The following is a 19,442-nucleotide window of genomic DNA, read 5'->3' as shown; positions in this document are numbered from 1 at the left end:
AGTTATTCATGAATTAGCTATGCGTAGATCTTTTTCATGATCGTTATGCTACTTCGTAATCACAGGAGCTTATGCTTTCCATCGAAAGAGATGTTATGTTAATCGAAAGACTTGATTTCTTTTCCATTGACAATGACATTTTTTAGCGAGACATTCTTGAGGTAATCAACTTTGAACGCTTCTTTTACACCATCAATCTTACAATTAACCATCGTAAAATCGGTTACAGGGGATGATTCGTACGCCGCGGAGAGCACAGCATACTTTCCGCCGCCTTTAACCTGAAGGTTTTCGACCCAGATATTGCGAATCGTCGGAATATGTTTTCCGGGTTTTTCATAAAACATATTAAATCGTACAGCCGCTTCCTTATATTGCCCTACTTCCGTGTTATAAAAAAACACGTTTTCAATGATCCCGCCTCGGCTGGAACTAGTTTTTATCCGTAGAGCCCGATCCAAATTTGGACTGTCCATCACATTGTTAAGTGCATAAATATTTCTGGCTCCACCTGCAATTTCGCTACCGATAACGACGCCACCATGACCATCCTTCATTTCGCAATTTTCGATGATATGATTCTCCGCAGGTCGACCAATATTACGGCCATCTTCATCTCTTCCGGATTTAATAGCAATACAGTCATCGCCGGTATCAAAATAACAATTTTTGATCCATACATTTTTACTTGCTTCAGGATCGCAGCCATCATTATTAGGTCCATGACTCACCACTTTCACGCCATCTATCAATACATTCTCACATAGAACAGGATTGAGATTCCACATCGGAGAATTAATCAGCTTGACGTCAGCAATCCAGACATTTTTGCATAAATAAGGCTGTACAAAATTGGGACGAAGAAAATTTCCATCGCCAAATACTCTTTTATGCGGGTCCATCTCTTCGGCCATCTGCTGATGCAAAATTGCCCGGGCAGGCTTTTGTTCGCCAGGACGACCTTCGTGCCAACCATATTTTCGGGCACCACACCAATACCACCAATGATCATTATCGGCATTTCCATCCAGTAATCCTTTTCCTGTAATAGCAATATTCTCTTCTTTATACGCATAGATGAACGGAGAAAAATTGATACATTCCATGCCCTCCCAACGCGTGAATACCATCGGATAATCAGCACTATCCCGACTAAATAGTATTGTTGCCCCTTCACTCACATGCAGATTAACGTTGCTTTTCAAATAAATAGCACCAGTCAGATAGACACCTTTTGGCACAATCACACGTCCTCCCCCCTGCTTATTACACGTTTCAATAGCTTTTTTAAAGGCCACTGTATTTTTCGTCCTACCATCTCCAATAGCACCGAAATCAGCGATGGAATAATCTTTCTTTTTAAATGTAGGAGCAACAATGATCTTTTTAAGCTGTTCTATTTCCTTTAAGGGTTGCTGTGCACTGGCCCAGGTTATTTGTTGCCCTTGACTTGCTACACATGCAAAAATTGCTAGGAGCATACTAAAAATCTGTTTCATTGGCTTATAATTGTTTCTCGTTATACTTGTTATATCAGCTGTCAAATTCAGCTCACTTCTATCGATCTTCAACATACAGAAGCAAAACTTTGCAGTTATTTTCTCGAATTAAACACGATTATGGCAGATTCTTCACACGATCTCAAATACAAAGGCTGTCGAGGTTTCTGCTATTCCGCCTTGCGTGGCTCCAAAAAGGAAGCGAGGTTTATCCGTTATTTTATCCATCAGGATCATAGGTCTTTCAAGTCTGCCAAAGCGCTTCAAGTTTGCGGGTGGCGGCGGCTCCTGAATATATGTTGATAAATTTAAATAAGCTACTTGCGGTTCAGACCATTTAACGCCATCCAATGATTTTAAGATCAATCCATATTCGTGATTGTAAAACCCCATATCCCTAGCTAACAAACAATACTGTTCATCCTGTTTCCATACAAAAGCATCTTCAAGCTGTGCATTATGAGGACGATCAGAAAAATCAATTACCGGGTGTTCGGATACTTTCACATAGGGTCCCAATGGATGTTCAGCTTTGGCCAATCCATACTTTCGATTTCCTCGAACAGGACCTTTATCCTGCAGGTATTCAGCCGTATTCCAAGATTTATAATACAGCCAAAATTTACCATCGTTACCTTTTAGAAATGCTGGGTTCGTCGTACAATGATCATCCCATGCACCTTCCGCTCCAGGCAACAAAATGGGATTATCGCTCCGTTTCCATGGCCCATCCAAGCTTGTAGAGGTTGCCACACCGATCCTCTTCGTATCTGTTTTTCCATTGGAGTTTCCCATATAAAAAAGATAATAGGTATCCGCTATCTTTTTTATCAGTGGATTATGGCAGGTTGTACTATCCCAAAATCCTTCCCGAGCTTGTAGAACAACATCCTTATGTTGGAATGTTTCATAGGGAGAATCAGCAACTGCGTGCGCTATCTCAGAACCTTTGATCCAGCCTCCCATCCCTTTTTCCTTTCGCCAACGTGAATAAAAAAGATGCACCTTACCATCGTTCCCCCAAATCGGAGATGAGCACCAAATAAAATAATCCTGTAATTGTAAAGAACGACCAATCGGTTTCAATTTGAAATAGGGAGACTGCATCCTGCTTTTTTGGGCCGATGTACCTAAAGGTAATATCGCTGTCATCCATAAAAATGCATTTGACTTTAAGAAGACTCTTCTATCCATGTGAACATTTCCCTTCCGTTGATTTACAATTTGGTTTACTTAGATCCGCAATGTTATACGAATCAAGCCGTAAGATACCAAAACTAGCTAGGGAACCTATCCTGCGCTATCCTGCAACCGAAATCATCTTTACAAAAAAACCTACCCATTCAATTCAGAACAGGTAGGTCAGGTTCACGTTTATTACCCTCAAAAATTAATATCCCGGGTTTTGCATAGCCTGCTTTTCTGCAGGCGTCAATGCTGCGCCACTTTCACTGGTGGTTGCATCCAAGAAAGATTGCGGAATCGGTCGATAGTAATGTGTATTTGGATTAAAGACGGTATTCCCCCGTACATAACCATCGTTAAATGCTTTCCATCTCGCTTCTAATGTTTTGGTACGGGCTAAATCTTCCCAGCGGTAGAGTTCACCGCACAATTCACGTGTGCGTTCATTCAACAGAAAAGCCATCATTTTCTGCGCATTACTTGTTGCTCCCAATTTCTCATAAATTGGAGCATCAACGGCTGAATTATAAATATCAGCGACAGAATTGATCAGCATCTGTGTTTCGGAAGATGCCGTAGTTTTCGCAATATCATTATTAGATTCGTAGTATGAGTTTCCTTCCCAATAGATGGCTCCTTCCGCCGAAAAGCCTCCTCCTTTCCCAACAGCATAGGAATTATTCTTATAGGCTTGTCCGCCGTCAACATTCTTCGCGCGGTCTTCACCATTTTTATAGCCCGCACGGCTGCGCAATTTATTGATCCATTGTATTGCGTTAGCATACTGTCCTTCCCCCTTACGGATATAAGCTTCAGCCACCATTAAGACATCTTCTGCCGAGCGCGCCATGACAACATCGCGGGTACCATTGGCAGATGCAATACTGACCCGATAACCATCTCTGAACTTCGAAAGTGATACATAACGTGATTGCACACCGAAATAACCATTATTTCCATGTTTACCTACCCAAGCTTGTGGTTCCCCTTGAAAGTAACGCACAAACGTATGCGTATTCTGCATGACGCCATTTTTAAGAACTCCTGTTGCATCGCTAGCCACTGCTTTGTAGCGCGTATCGCCAGCGTTGTTGACAATATATTTAATACCCAGCTCACCACCTTTGAATCGCTTCGCTCCAACAACAGTTCCTTCAGGGCCAAGCGATGCATTAGCTGCAGTCCATACAGGGGCATTCGCGGTATTATTCGCGCCATACATCGTAATAAAGGATTTCCAGAAACGGGAATCATTGACGCGATCAAAAACATCTAAGGTATAGTTTGTGGTACGTGCATAGGAAAATTCACGATCGCCTGATATGTCTCGACTCGTTCCACCTAAATCTTGATAAACAGCAGGGTAGTAAAGATGGATCTGATTTCCATAACGTCCCCAGGTTGCCTGGTCGTCCGAAAACTGTGCCGAAAGAACAACCTCAGAGACTTTTTCATTGGCACTATTGGCTTTTTGATAGTCCCATAGTTTTACGTAATCATCCACCAAGGGGTGTGCCGCCACGACTTCCGTTCCATATTTGATAACAGCATCTAAGTCTTCTGCAGTATATTTTGAATTCCAAGAAGCATATAACTCACTCGCCCGAGTCAGTCTGGCTTTAGCAACGTAATGTGCCGCAGCTGATTTGGTCACCCGTCCAAATTCTGTCGCCGAAGCGGGCAGCAAGGCATAAGCCTGCTCCAGATCAGAAATGGCCTGCGCAAAACAAGCGTCTTCCGAAGCTCTTGTAAAATAAGATTCTACTTTTTCGGTTGGTGTCAGTTTCAAGGGTACACCACCGAACTGAACAATTAACTGCAAGTAAAAATATCCCCGCATAAAATATCCTTCGCCTAAACGTGTATTATAATTGGCATTGGATTTATCATAATACAGCGGTACATTTTGAATCAGCGTATTGGCCGATTCGATACCGCTATACATATTGTCAAACACCGGCTGGATATTGCCACCACCATAAGTTGATTCAGCAGGATTAAGATCCATACTATAACTATTAAAACTTGGGGAAGCATTATTTGCATCCGTAAACTCATCTACACCCAAATTGAACAAGGCCATCCCCCAGGTATAGTTATATTTAAATTTCAATTTGGAGTAAACCCCTGTTGCCAAATCATCTAACCCTGCCTGTGTTTTGAAATAGTCTGTATCCGGTATGGTGATCTGTTCCTCTTTTAAAAAGTCTTTGCTGCAGGCATTCAATACCAACAATCCAGCAGCACCAAATATGGAAGCAACTAATATTTTATAATTTTTCATGAGAATCACTTTTTTAAATCCTTTTTGCTGCTTAAAATCCTATGTTCACACCGATCACAGCCCCTCTTGTCGTAATCGAAGAACCAGCTTGTGTCGTGTTATTATTATAACTTGCTAAGTCTGGATCCAGAAAATCCACTTTTGAATACAACATCGCTGGGTTCATGATCTGTGCATAAACCTTAAAATTACTGATGCCAAGTTTTTGTAATTTTGTTTTAGGGAAATTATAACCTAAACTTACATTCCTTAGCTTGATAAATGATCCATCACGGTAGTTCATGGAAGAATTCCAAGGATCTGCCGCTTCGCCGTTCGAGCCTGGCTGATAATACTCAGCATCTTCATGAACTCCTGGAATAAAGTAGTCCAATTTGCGTTGCATGTAACGACCATCCAATGTTGCAGCCCCAGCATTGATTGTCTGTCCCCAACGGGAGAAAATAAAGAAGGATAGATCAAAGTTTTTATAGGTGAATGTATTCATAATTCCGCCAGACCATTTTGGACGATAAGATCCCAAAACTTGTCGGTCATAATTGCGATCTACTTTACCATCAGGCACTCCATCGGGGCCACTAATATCCTTCACTCGAATTTGCCCAGGCTTAGCACCGTATTTTGCAGCTTCTTCCGCTTCCGAAGTTTTCCAAATACCATCATAAACCACATCATAAGGGACTTGAATCTCCTGACCTACAATCCAGTTATTGGTTAGATCTTCTTTCCGTCCATTGTTCAATTCAAGTATTTTATTCTTGTCTTTGGACCAGGTCAACGTCGTATTCCATTGGAAGTTGTCATTCTTCACATTGACAGTATTGATCTGGAGATCAATACCCCAACCCGAAGTCTTTCCAACATTTGCCATTGTAGCACCATACCCTAAAACGGAGTTTAGACTCATCGCTAACAACAAATCATTTGTCTTCGTTTTATACAGATCTAAAGCACCGCTGATCCGATTATTTAGAAAGCCATAGTCTATTCCTAAGTTATACTGAGTCGTACGTTCCCATCCCAATTCAGGATTCGCCATTTTCTGTGGGTTAGCAGCAGAAGGGTCTGAAGCTACATATCCTGGTGTCGAATTCGTCGCACTCCAGTTGTAAAAATTTTGCGTCAATAATCCTTTCGTCTGATAAGGTCCAATTGCGGCATTACCAACAATACCAGCTCCCAGACGTAATTTTAGGGTGTTGATAAAGCGGGCTTCTTTCATGAAATCTTCCTGATCAATACGCCATGATGCGGCTACAGAAGGAAATGAACTCCATTGATGCCCTGGTGCCAATACCGAAGATCCATCCCAACGCACAAATGCTGTTAACATATAACGATCCTTATAGCTGTAATTCACCCGAGCCATATAGGACTCCATTTGCCGCTCGGATAAACCCGTTCCCCAACTACCGATAAAACCTCCAGAATTAATATTATACCATAATTCTCCAGCACTATACACATCCGTCGCCTTCATATTGCTTGATTCAGAGTTATACTTGGAGGAACTTTGCAGCAAGGTAACACCAAGATGGTGATCCGCTCCAAAATCACGGTCATAATAAATCAAGTTGTCTAATGTCCAAGCTAAATTGCGGTTAGTGGAATAAGTGACTGCATTATTTCCATCACCGTTGATACCCTCTGCAGCATTCGCTAAACCCAAACGATAATACCTAAATTCTGGACCAAATTGCATCCGATATTTCAAACCCTTCAACGGTGCATAGATCTGTCCAAAATCTACCTGGCTAAAGAAACTGCCATTCGCACCAAAAGTCTGCCGTTGATTGGTATTATATTCCAGTTCATTAATTGGATTGATGATATTAATGTCTCCGGCTGCAGGGTTTCTCAGGTAGTTTCCATTATCATCATAAGGTACTGTCCAAGGCAACATTCCTCGTAAAGCATTGTAGTAATCGCCCGCTCCAGTGACCGATTTCGAAAAGTTATACCCATAATCCTGATCGGAGAAAAAGGTATTTAATGACGCTCCCATGGTAAACCACTTAGTCGGAGTCGCCTCAAAGCTTACCTTCGAAGTATAACGATTAAATTTTTGTCCCGGCTGTGTTGCATCTTGCTTCAAATAGCCAAATGAACCATAGCCTTTCGAGTTCTCTCCACCGCCTGAAACGCTTAAGGTGTGCTCAGTTGATAAGGCGTTTTTACGTCCGAGGTCTGCCCAATCATAGTTACCGACCAAGCTCGGATCCCAAACTGTATTATTATTGGTCCAACCTTTGGCAATATTTGACCAGGAGGCCGCTACAGAACCCCATTTGGCAAAATCCTTTTCATAATCTGGTGTCGTTGTTCCGAATTTCGCTAAACGCGCATACTCCAACCATTCCGCAGCATCCATGTACTCTGTGACATCATACATCTTTTCAAATGTCGCTGTACCTGCATAATTCAACATTAAGCGGCCTTTTTTACCCTGCTTTGTCGTCACCAAAACAACACCGTTCGCCCCACGTGAGCCATACACAGCTGTTGCAGAAGCATCCTTTAAGACATCGATGGTCTCTATATCGCTTGGATTGATATTATCAATGCCACCTGCCTGCAATACCATCCCATCAACGACATAAAGTGGCCCTTGATCAGCAGTGATTGATCGAACCCCTCTTATAGTTATACTTCCTGTAGTTCCTGGTCTCTGATTCGATGTAATATCAACCCCCGCAACCTTACCTTGCATTGCCTGCAAGGCATCTTTTACGGGCATTGCTTTCAGTTCCTTTTCTCCCACACTCGCTATCGACCCCGTTACATCTTTCTTTTTCATGGTGCCGTAACCAACCACCACGACTTCGTCCATGACATCGACTTTTTGTGCGAGAACCACATTGAAGTTATTTTGACTTCCAACAGAAATTTCTTGGGGTTCAAAACCTACACTTCTGAAGGCCAATACATCTGATGGCATCGCATTGATGGTAAATGAACCGTCGGCATTGGTCTTTACCGTCATGGCTTTTCCTTTTACCTGTACCGTCACACCTTGAACAGGTGAACCTTTTTCATCGTTTACCTTTCCAGTCCTCGTTGTTTGAGCAAATAAATTTAACGTACACAGCATCGCCATAAACAGCAAAAAAGTGTACTTCTTTACATGATGATCAAACCTAATTGTTAAATAGTTTATCATTAAAGTATTATTTAGGTATTATTTTATTCTTTCCCTTGTTGATCTTCGGTAGTGAAAATCGTTTTGCATTATACAAGACAATGAAAATATTGTATGATCTTTACTTATTGCTTTATACGATGACTGGCTTAAAAAAGATAATCAGAATTCTCCTCAGGCTTATAATGTTGGCTAAAAATAACAGGATGATTTGTAATAACCATCCTGTTCAATCCTGTCATTAGCTGGCGCCAAAAATAAAAAAATCGCCCTTAAATGCTAAGGGCGATTAAATTAATCAACATATTAATATCCGGGATTCTGTGTATACAATCCGGGACTGTTATCTATTTCTGACTGTGGCACGGGGTATAACACATAATTGACTTGAAAAGCAGACATTTGTTTTCCCGTATCTTCTTTTGCAATCCAAGCGTTCATGACGGACTCCACAGTGCCAGCTCTTATCAAATCAAACCAGCGTGTTCCTTCACCAATAAACTCCCTCCTCCGTTCGTCCATCAGTTGTGATTTAGTGACATTGGTCAGCTCAGTTGTCAATCCAGCGCGTTTTCGGATTTGATTGACGACCGCATCGACATCGGTTTGATGATTCCCAGAAGCACCATTCAATACACATTCCGCTTTTAGCAACAGTAAATCCGTATAGCGAAATACAATGTAATTTATTGGCCAATCCGTACGGCTCGCAGGCACTTTCGTCACATCGACAAATTTTTTAACGAAAGGTCGATTTTCAGCCACCTTATTGTAGACAAATCCCTCTTGGACACAAAAAGATCTCCGCACATCATTGGCGACATAAGTGTTCATAAAATCGCTTGACACTGGTCGGATCGTCAATCCACCTTGCGTACCCAAACCAAGCGAATTAAACCAGTTATCGGGAACCAATACCCAGGGAAATGTCGAACCAACAATCGGATTCGCTCCACTGGAAAACTCAATGTTAAATATAACTTCCTTGTTATGTTCATTATTATAATCGAATATATCAGTATACCTATCTAACAAACTAAATTCGTTACTCGCGATAACTGCATTGAATTGTTCGAGCGCCTTTCCCCATTCATTACTATTCAATCCAGCTCCTACTACACCTAGCGTAGGACCGGATTTGGTCATATACACCAATCCCAACAACATTTTTGCTGCATATTTATTCGCATGCCCTTGGTCAGCCTCGGCATAGCCTCCCGGTGTAGGTAAAATTGCTACTGCTCTATTGAGATCGCTGACAATTAAGGCATAAATATCTTCGACATTACTACGTGGAATTGTTTTGGCTTCTTGTGCCGACACGACATGATCAATCAAAGGCACCTTCCCAAAGTAACGTAGCAGATCAAAATATAAAAAAGCCCGCAAAAACTTCGCTTCACCCTCCATGCGATTCCGTAAATCCTCATCTGTAATCACAGTTGTACCCCTAGATTGCAACTGCTCCAGAAAATTATTCACCCGAAAAATCGCGTTGTAATTTGTGTACCAAGCTTCTTGCACATAGGGATTACTCGCAATCGTCTTATGAAAACTGTTGATTCCTTCCCAATCACGTACGCCACCGTCCGAGACCGCATATAAATTATCTGAGCGAGTTTCTGAAAGGTTCATCAAACGATCTGGATACTTTTGGATCCCATTGTATAAGGCATTCACGCCTTGTATAAAATCATTTGGTGTTTGAAAAAAAGTTTCAGAAGTTGCTTCTGAAATGGGTTGTTGATCCAATTCCATTTTACAGGAACCAAACAATCCTAATAGCAATAAAAATATATTTAGCTTTTTCATGATTTTAAAAATTTACATTTAAACCAAAGGTGATCGTTTTCGGAATTGCTAAACCGCCATAATCTCCAGCTTCTGGATACGTATCGCTTCCGCTCAAATTGGTATTGGACGATTCCGGATTGACACCACCATCATACTTGTCTTTACCCCAAAAATTTTCCAACGTCATAAACAGGCGAACCATGCTGAGTTTGGATTGGCTGCCCAACTTCATATCCTTAATATTATATCCTAAGGTTATATTACGCAATCTCCAATAGTCTGATGAATACAACCAATCAGTATTTTTAATCCGTCCGAACGTAGAATAGGCTTTTCCAACACGACCATCGCCCGGATCTTCTGCTGACCGCCAACGATCCCGATAGAAACCCAACGCATTGTCAGAGGCCCCTTGTCCCGTACGCCCCAATGCCCGACCTAACAAAGAATAGATATGCCCACCATTTTGTCCTTGGAACATAAAGCTCAAATCAAAGTTTTTATACTTAAAATTGTTGGTTATTCCCCAGACATAGTCCGGATTGGGGTGCCCGACAATAACACGGTCATTGGCATCAATCACACCATCACCATTGGCATCGACATAACGTGGATCTCCAGCTTTCTCATTACCAAATAATGCAGCTCCATTGTCAATATCTTGCTGGCTTAATATGCCATTCTGTTGAACCACATAAATACTATACATGGGCTCACCGACACGCAATAGACTATGTTGTATATCAAAAGACGAAGGGATCAAAATTTCTCTTTGATCACCTTCCAATTTGGTCACTCTATTGGCACTATGGCTAATATTGAAGGATGTTGACCAAGTAAAATCCGATTTTTTGATATTATGTGAGGTAACTTCCAAATCCCAACCATTACTTTTCAGCTCACCAGCGTTATCTAAATATGATCCAAATCCGGTTACATACATGGAGGGAACATTTAATAAAAGGTCACTGCTTTTTCTTGTATACCAATCAAACGATCCGGTGATCCGTGAGCCGATCAATCCAAAATCCAACCCAACATCGTAGGTACGTGACTTTTCCCATTTTAGGTCGGGGTTAATAATATTTTTGGGCGCTTGCCCAGAAGCAGAGTTACCATTTGCAGAATAGTTATAAATTCCCAATACCGAAATACTGCTATAATCACCAATATTATTGTTACCTGCTGTACCAAAACTACCCCTTAGTTTTAAATCGTTGATAAAGCTCAACGATTTCATAAAATTTTCATCCGACACACGCCAACCAAATGAAAGTGAAGGGAATAATCCCCATTTCGTATTGTTTCCAAAACGGGAAGAACCGTCTCGCCTAAGACTTGCCGAAAACAAATACTTTCCGTCAAAGGCATATTGAACACGACCAAAATAGGACAACAGAATACTCTGTGTTGCCCCTGTTGATGCAACTGTAGCTACTGCTCCATTTAACGTTTTAATGGAACTGTTAATATAGCCGTCTTTAGAAGTAATCGATGAGGTTTCCAATTTATCAAAATTATACGCCTGCCCTACCAAAGCTGTAAGGTCGTGCTTCCCGATAGTGACCGTGTAGTTTAATGTATTTTCGTTGACAAAAGTCTGTCTACGGTATACACTGTTGGACCCATACGTCGCTTGATTTGGATTTGTGAGTCTATTTGCTAAGGATCCAGCGATCGTATAGGGCTCAAATCTATTGCTCCGACTATCGGTTTGATCCAAATTGACTGTTGTCTTAAAAGTCAAATGATCCAGGATATGATATTGCCCATAGATAGTTCCAAGCAAACGCGAGATTTTATTTTCGCCCAAATAGTTTCTCAATTTAGCAATCGGATCATTAGTCGATGTACTCCAAGGATACTTATCATTCTCAAGTACATTGACCGTCCCAGCAGGATTATCTTGCACAGGCGACATCGAGTAAATCTGGTGCATAATATTATCTTTCCCCTCAACACCGGGATCATTGCCAATGGAATAAGAAGGCGCTAAGTTCAAACCAAAACTTAGCTTTTTATTGGCCTTCAACTCTACATTTGCCCGTGCGGTATAATTTTTATAATTCAGGCCATGCACAATCCCCTGCTGGTTCATGTAATTCCCCGATACATAATAATTTATATATTCTGTCCCTCCAGAACCCGTGACTTGATAATTTTGTGTGATTCCTTTACGATAAGCCTCATCTTGCCAATCGATCATATAAAGTCCTGGATGTCCAGGCTCCAGCCAACGATCATCGTACATATAAGAGGTATTGTATGTCCCATCAGCAAGGCCCAATATCTTTCGACGCTCTTCATTACTTTGACTTGCCAGCCTATCCTTCCCGGACGCTACCCATTGGGCATTGATCATTTCAATCTGACGATCGATCCATTCTTCTCCGTTAAGCATATCTAGTTTACGATAAGGGGACGAAATGCCCACATAAGAGTTTAAACTTAGCTTTGCTTCACCGGTACGTCCGCGTTTGGTTGTAATCAAAACAACCCCATTACCCGCACGGGATCCGTAGATTGCAGCGGCCGCTGCATCTTTCAATACTTCCACTGATTCTATATCATTTGGATTCATATTATCCAATGGATTTCCGGAGGAATAACCTCCAGATGTATTTGTCTTTGCATTTTGCAAAGGAAAGCCGTCCACCACGTACAATGGCTCCGTACCTGCGGAGATGGAACCCGAACCACGAACTTGTACACTTAGACCTTTACCTGGGACACCCGTAGATTGTTTGACTCGTACCCCGGCAATTTGTCCAATCAAAGCTTGGTCAACACGAGCTATCGGTCGTTCATCCAAATTTTCAGCTTTAAATTTAGAAACCGGAGCAGTCAGATTCTTTTGTTTTTGCGTACCATAGCCAATGACAACAACTTCATCGAGCGATTCTTGCTTTCGTACCAAGTTCACCTGTAAAAAAGAGAGGTTAACGACATTTAGGCTTTTAGCAAGATATTCTATCGAAGTAAAGGTAATTTTATCCCCGGATTTGGCAATAATACCAAATTCGCCATTCTGATTCGTTGTTCCGCTACCTTTGCCATTGACATGGATAGTCACTCCGCTGATAGGCTGACTTTTGTCGTCAACAACTTTCCCCTTCAGCAGCTCTTGAGCATATAATACCTGAGTCAATGCCAACTGGGTCATTATGACGGTACCATATCGTAAGATATTTTTCATGGATTGAAGTTTAAATTGTTACTTGTGATTTATACTGGTAACAGGAAATTATAGTATCCCTTTAAACTAACTATCCTGAACTTACAGGCTCTTAAGTATCCAGTCTGTTACAGAAACCAAAAAGCCCCATAAATGGGGCTTTTGGTAAATATTATTTTTTTTAGTGTAACAGATTCATTTTCTTTTAAATGCCAACTACAGCTCAATATAAACTCTTGCTATGGCGAAAAATTGACCAGCCAAGTAAGATGTACAGTAAATGCATTCCATCGCATTCTTTTAATAACTCCAAATGGTCACGGGTCCAATCAGCCCACTTTCCATGGGCTTCCAGTCACTGGCATCAAAATCTTTATAATTGATATTGACAAAATTGATTTCGTGATAATTACGCCAGGCAATTTTTTTGCGGTCCAAATAACTGATCCGGTTTGCCATTAAATTGGCGACCTCTATACGAATCTTGTTTTCTCCGTTTACCAACATATTGGTAATATCCAGCTGAAACGGGATAGACCATAACAAACCCGCCTCTTTTCCATTGATGTAGACCTTTGCACTTTCAGCAACACGCCCCAACTTCAGTAGGTAGGATTTTGATTGATCTTTATGGATAGAAATTGTTTTTTCATAAGCCCCTGCGCCGGAAAAATTGATCGCATCTTTGTCACCCCATTCTGTCCAGGAGGAAAGTTGATCAAGCTTTTTAGCCTTTGGTAAAACAGGTCCTCCAGCAATAAAACTCACTTTCCAATCGCGGTCCAATTGGGCCACTTGGTGTAACTCATCCTGATAGCGGAAAGGTTCGCTCGCTTGTTGCGCTGACGCTAAGATTATCCAGGAATAACCCGATGGAATCTGCACCCGTATTTTGCCGTCAGATAATGGCAACTGATAGGTCCGGCCGGTCTGGGGATCCAATAAAGAATAATGTGCTGTCTGTGCATTTAGTGTAATGCTACGATCAATAGTCTGTCCACTATGATTGACCAAATAATAATACCTATCCTTACCAGCGGCTCTTCGCGAAAACTTCAGCCCCGTTTGGTTTATCCGTTCTGGTGTGATCTCTTCTGTTTCGAGGGCCGAACTGACATCGGCTGTAAGATAGATTTTGCCTCTTCCAAAAGCTGTATACTGATTCGCTTTATCTTTTTCGAAACCTAGCGATGCAATTAATTTATTGAACAGTGTACGCCGTTTCTCTAATTGGCTATATCCAGGAACCTCTTTCGGTAATTGCTGGAAGATGACAGTTGCTCCTTGGTTGGCCATTTCCAGTATTTTCTGCAATGTCTCTTCAGAAAAATAATGACAGGCAGGTATATAAATTGCTCGATACGGGATCGCATCCTTTGAAGTTTGTAATTTCCCGTCGTTTACTGTAGTTCCCGCCAAAATTTTATCAGTTGCAAAATCAAAGCTATACCCCCGTTTCTGCAGCTGAACACTTTGTTTATAAAATTGCGTTGGATGTAACCACTCGTCAACATCATGAACCTTTAGTGCCTTATCCATTCCTTTGGCATTATTCCAAATATCATAAATGGGCCAATATACCAGCAGTTCATTGTCGGCCCGGCTGGATTGAAGGATGGATTGCACACGCGTAATATATTGATTCAAACCAGTAAGGTGGTCCCAGAACGAGTTTTGCGGAACAAAATTAACGGAAGCATAGAACAACCATCCCGGAAAAGGTACATTTTTCGGAGAATAGGTTGTCCCGTGATAGAATACATGATTCACTCCAGCGAGGAATAGTTGTTCGACTTCAGGTTTCGTTTGTGACAAGGAGGTTTTAAAATGTTCCGTAAGCCAGGTGAATGTTTCCGAAGAAGTATATTTTTTACCGTATACATTTGTCGCCGATGTCGCAAATTTTGCCATCATGGGATCTGGGTCCACATTACGGATATCAGCAGTATCCCGTCTTAATCCGGGAATATCGAAACTGCTGGATCCAAAGGTTTCACACTCCGCAATATCGGTATCCGCATACAAGTCAATCAGATTTCCTGGAGATCCATGGGCTTGATTTTTTGAAATCGCACTATAGCGATGGGCAAAATCCGTAAATGGGATCAGGAAATTCTGGGCAAGTAGTGCATTCACAACTTCACGATAATCCGATTTAAGGCCTGCTGTTTTAACTTCATCCTTACCTTTACCCGCAAAATCTAGAAGGTTATCTTGTAGTTTGTATCCTTTTATCCGTTCGAATGATTGCAAAAAATCATCCGTCCAATTTGCCCCATATACTTCGTAGCTATCGTTAAAAAAAGCACGCACATGCAATGGTTTATCCTTAAAAGCTTCGGTAAATCTATTGAAATAAGATACGACAGATTGCTGCCCAAGGTGATCGAGCGTATACCCCGCTCCCCCCGGTGCGGCACGTTTGACTTTCTGCCCCGTTCTACCAGAAAATACCGCTAATAGACGAATATCGGCAGGCGCTTCCCATGTTCCAGTTGTCTTTGAAATATAATCATCCAGTTTAATCTCACTATTGTCGGATCTAAATGCCCGTAAAGCCTGCAGAAAGAAATAATTTTGTTTAGGATCTTTAGGTTTTAGGGGAAACGTGATCCTTTCCCCTTTTTTCAGTTCAAATTCATCCAGGATTAATTTGGTAGCGGCATCCTTTTCTTTGATTTGGGGTCCCCCGAATGGCCACCCCGTACCCAAATTAATGTCTACCCCCATTCCCAAGGCATTGGCCTTATCCGTTGTTACACCCAACATATTCATCCATTGTGGTGAAAGAAAGGTCAGGTAGTTGGATTCAAATCCTTTAGCACCATAAATCGGTGTTACCTCTACGCCCCCAAATCCACTTTTGTCAAATAAGGTTAATTCACGTTCGAGATTAGGCCGGTCCACAGCTGACCCCAGCCACCACCAACGCGTCCAAGGCCTCATTTCTTTGGTAACTGCTGGCCATAGATCCTGCGCTATCGTTCGACCGACAGCCAAAAGATTACAGGCAAGCACTAATGATATATAGATTTTCTTCATGTTAAAATTAACCTAATCCATGTGAAACACCTTTTTCAAATTTATCGACACTGGGGAGTGGTCTGGATTTACGTCCATGATATCATGCATATAATCCCACCATTGCTGAACAATAACTTCCTTACCCAGCTCTTGTGACGAATGTCCTGCTAAATATTGAACCGCAAATAAAGTATCCGTCTCCTCATCCAAAAAAATGCTATAATCAGACACCCCGCTTTCGCGCAATAAGGTTATTAATTCTGGCCAGATCGCATCATGTCGCCGTTTGTATTCCGCAGACATGCCCGGTTTCAATTTCATTTTAAATGCTATTTTCTCCATTTCGTTTATGTACTGAACTATTTTATGATCGCCAAATATTCTTAATTAGCCAATACCTGATGTATGTCAGCTTCGATAATGCTCAAGGTACCTTTCGCGTTAGCGTCATTGCGTGCGACGCCATCATCAAGTTTCTTACCGCCCATTTCTACCTGATTATTTTCTTTCGCGGTAAAAGGTGCATTTTTAAGCTTTATAGTCACCCTTTCACCCTTTGTACGTGGGAAAGAAAGTGTGCAGTAACCTAGCGTAATATCTGTATTTCCATCAAAAACAAGTTTGTCGTCTACGAAAACCTGTAGCGGATAGGATCTCGACCTAAAATTGTTCAATTTCAAATCAATCTCATCAATATCAGATTTTTCCTGTAAAGTATATGTAATCCATGCCGTACCTAGCTGGCCATCATTGACCCAATCCGACAGCTCATTATCATCGTAGGATTGTCCCACTTTCTCTAGGTTAGCTCCAGCTGTCGCTGTGCGGATTTTAAGACTTTTTTTCAGCTGGACCAAAGTCGCTTTCGCTGGACTCGGCCCCCGTTCTAAGAATGATGGTAAATTTTCATTAGATTCTTTTACAAAATAATTACCCACCGTTTTGATAGGTTGCACCGTCCACACGGCTGAATCTGATAAAAGTCCATTAGATATCGCCTTCAACACCACCCGCCCAGATTTATCGTACTGCGTACGAAGTAATACGCGATTTATCCCAGCCTCTACCGGCAGCGATCGAGCTAAAATATAGTTATCAGGTCCCTGAGCAATACCACCGCGCCAATCCATCGGTCCATCTAAGTTGAAATCTATTCTGTTTGATGCCAATGGGCAGCGTACCCCATTCTTGTCGAGCACTTCAACTTCTGCTAATACCATATCATTTCCATCCGCAAATAGGCCATTTTTACCATGTTGTGCCGTTAAACGGATTTTATACGGTTCACCTGCGGTTCTAAGCTCCTTTGTATTCAATAATTTCCCTTCTTTGGTGAATGATTTCGCAGACAAGACCCCAGCCTCAAAATCAACAGCTGGAAAACGGTATAGGAAATTATATAGCTTTTCGGCTTTTCCCTGTACCTTACCGTTCACAGCTAATTCGACCCGATCAGCTGCAGAAACGACCAATACATCTTTTTTTGTCCCGGGAGCATAATTCCAGTGCCCTACCAGATACAATCCTTTTGGATCTGGAGCAATCCAGCCATCCCACATAACCTGATGAGCATAATAAGCGTCTTTGGGAATACGCATGGCATCTACTTCGCCACTTCTTCTGTAGTTCTCCTTTCCCCTAAAATGGGTATTGGAATCCGAAAAGATAATATTGACGCCGCCTGAATTTACGCGATCACCAGTACCGGGACGCATTTTCCAATATTCCCACCAACGATGTACAGCTTCAATGACATAACGATCTTGATTCCTATTATAATCACTGGCATCTACGCCTTTATAAAGTGGCCCTTCACCATCCTTGTGAAATGGATAACTCAATTCATCCCAATATTTACGTAAGGCTTCGTCCCGCATATATTCGGTTGCAATCATGGGGTGGCGTGCACTTTTATTGATATATAGCATTTCACCGCCATATTCAGCAATCTTACTATCCAACATTTCGCGAGAGCCAATGGCGCGCCCACCAGCTGGATCGTATTGATCGCGGATAGCTTTCATCTCAGCCATATGCTCTTCCGAAATAGACTCGTTTCCACATTCATAAAACAGAACACTGGGATTGTTCCTATAATAAATAATTGCATCACGCATCAGCTCCGTTCGCTGCTCCCAACGTCTACCTTGCGTATCTTTTTCGGCATCTCCTGCGGGTAGCATTTGCATCAATCCCACACGATCACAGGATTCAACATCCTGTTTCCAAGGTGTTACGTGCATCCAACGAACCAAATTGGCATTGCTCCTGACCATCAGCCCATTGCTAAAATCACTTAACCAAGGCGCTACAGACAAACCAACAGCAGGCCATTCATTACTTGTACGCTGTGCATAGCCCTTCATCATCAATACTTGATCATTCAGATATACCATCCCATCTTTAAAAGCCGTTTTTCGAAACCCTGTTTTCGTTTGTACAGCGTCTAAAGTTTTGTTGTCCTGTACAATTTTTGTCGTAATCGTATAGAGATAGCCGTAGCCCCAGCTCCAAAAATTAACCTGATTCATGGCTGAGTTCATGGTCAATTGCTGCGTTTGATTGGCAGGAAGATTGAACGTTTTTGAAAACGTTTTTATTAATTTTCCTTCGGTATTACGTACTTCTGCAACAAAATCTACCGAGCTCGATTTATCGGTTTCATTTTTCACCTCGGAAGAAACAAAAAGATCCAATGTCTTTTTAGGAATGTTCATATTTTTCGCATACACGTAAACACCCGTAGTTTTTAAATTGGAATACAATGGTAGGGTCTGATAAATTTTGGAAGCAAAGTGGATCCACACATTTTTGGGAATTCCGCCATAGTTTGCATTAAAGTTTTTATCGTTCCATTGATAAGTGCTATTTGTTGCCTTTTCACGATAGCTCCAACTATTGTCTATACGTATGGCCAAAATATTTTCGCCATCTCTATTCATCAGATCCGATAGATCAAATCCGGCGGCCATGACGCCATTTTCATGACGCCCTATAAATTTCCCGTTAAGATAAAATTCTCCACCGAAGCGAATCCCCTCAAATTCCAAAAAGACCTTATCAGAAGTAACTCTCTTGGGAATAGTAAACTTTTTTCGATACCAAACAATAGTTGCCGAAAGGTCATGTATCGCTTTTGCGAAAGCTTCATCTTCATTCCAAGCTTGAGGCAAGGCAACCTGTTTCCATGTACGATCATCGAAGCCTACAGCAGAGGCATCGCTTACATCGCCGATGTGATAACGCCAGTCAGCGTTAAAACTAAAAGTCGTCCTCCCTACTTGAGCATAGGTACCGAATGAAAGCAGCAGGCAACAAAAAATAAAGCATAACCTTTTCATC

The 19,442-nt window shown here is 41.6% G+C and carries 9 protein-coding genes; all 9 read right to left on the bottom strand.

All coding sequences use genetic code 11. The annotated features are described in order from the left end of the window. Window positions 1-98: 98 nt before the first annotated feature. A complete protein-coding gene (locus B3C94_RS07775) occupies window positions 99-1,499 on the bottom strand; it encodes a glycoside hydrolase family 28 protein (RefSeq protein ID WP_293901521.1) in 1,401 nt (466 codons plus the stop codon). 132 nt (window positions 1,500-1,631) lie between these two features. Then, complete coding sequence (locus B3C94_RS07770; protein ID WP_293901518.1) at window positions 1,632-2,693, bottom strand: glycoside hydrolase family protein; 1,062 nt, start codon at window positions 2,691-2,693, stop codon at window positions 1,632-1,634. A gap of 196 nt (window positions 2,694-2,889) precedes the next feature. Beyond that, window positions 2,890-4,968: a RagB/SusD family nutrient uptake outer membrane protein gene (locus tag B3C94_RS07765; RefSeq protein ID WP_293901515.1), complete on the bottom strand. Its 2,079-nt coding sequence runs from the start codon at window positions 4,966-4,968 to the stop codon at window positions 2,890-2,892. A 31-nt stretch (window positions 4,969-4,999) separates the two neighbouring features. Further along, the gene (locus B3C94_RS07760) at window positions 5,000-8,128 is read right to left on the bottom strand and encodes a SusC/RagA family TonB-linked outer membrane protein (protein WP_293901512.1); all 3,129 of its coding nucleotides are present in this window, start codon (window positions 8,126-8,128) and stop codon (window positions 5,000-5,002) included. Window positions 8,129-8,413: 285 nt separating this feature from the next. After that, window positions 8,414-9,919: a RagB/SusD family nutrient uptake outer membrane protein gene (locus B3C94_RS07755; RefSeq protein WP_293901510.1), complete on the bottom strand. Its 1,506-nt coding sequence runs from the start codon at window positions 9,917-9,919 to the stop codon at window positions 8,414-8,416. Window positions 9,920-9,923: 4 nt separating this feature from the next. Then, a complete protein-coding gene (locus B3C94_RS07750) occupies window positions 9,924-13,097 on the bottom strand; it encodes a SusC/RagA family TonB-linked outer membrane protein (RefSeq protein WP_293901507.1) in 3,174 nt (1,057 codons plus the stop codon). Window positions 13,098-13,376: 279 nt separating this feature from the next. After that, complete coding sequence (locus B3C94_RS07745) at window positions 13,377-16,118, bottom strand: glycosyl hydrolase (protein ID WP_293901504.1); 2,742 nt, start codon at window positions 16,116-16,118, stop codon at window positions 13,377-13,379. Between the two features lie 12 nt (window positions 16,119-16,130). Further along, window positions 16,131-16,442, bottom strand: a complete 312-nt coding sequence (gene rhaM / locus B3C94_RS07740; RefSeq protein WP_293901501.1) for an L-rhamnose mutarotase — start codon at window positions 16,440-16,442, stop codon at window positions 16,131-16,133. Between the two features lie 41 nt (window positions 16,443-16,483). After that, entirely contained in the window at window positions 16,484-19,441 is a 2,958-nt protein-coding gene (locus tag B3C94_RS07735) for a sugar-binding domain-containing protein (protein ID WP_293901498.1), read from the bottom strand. Window position 19,442 lies beyond the last annotated feature (1 nt).

The sequence above is a fragment of the Sphingobacterium sp. UBA5670 genome (assembly GCF_002420705.1).
Classification (GTDB): Bacteria; Bacteroidota; Bacteroidia; order Sphingobacteriales; family Sphingobacteriaceae; genus Sphingobacterium.
The sequence above is the reverse complement of the archived record's forward strand: the minus strand, read 5'-3'. Positions and strand labels throughout refer to the sequence as shown.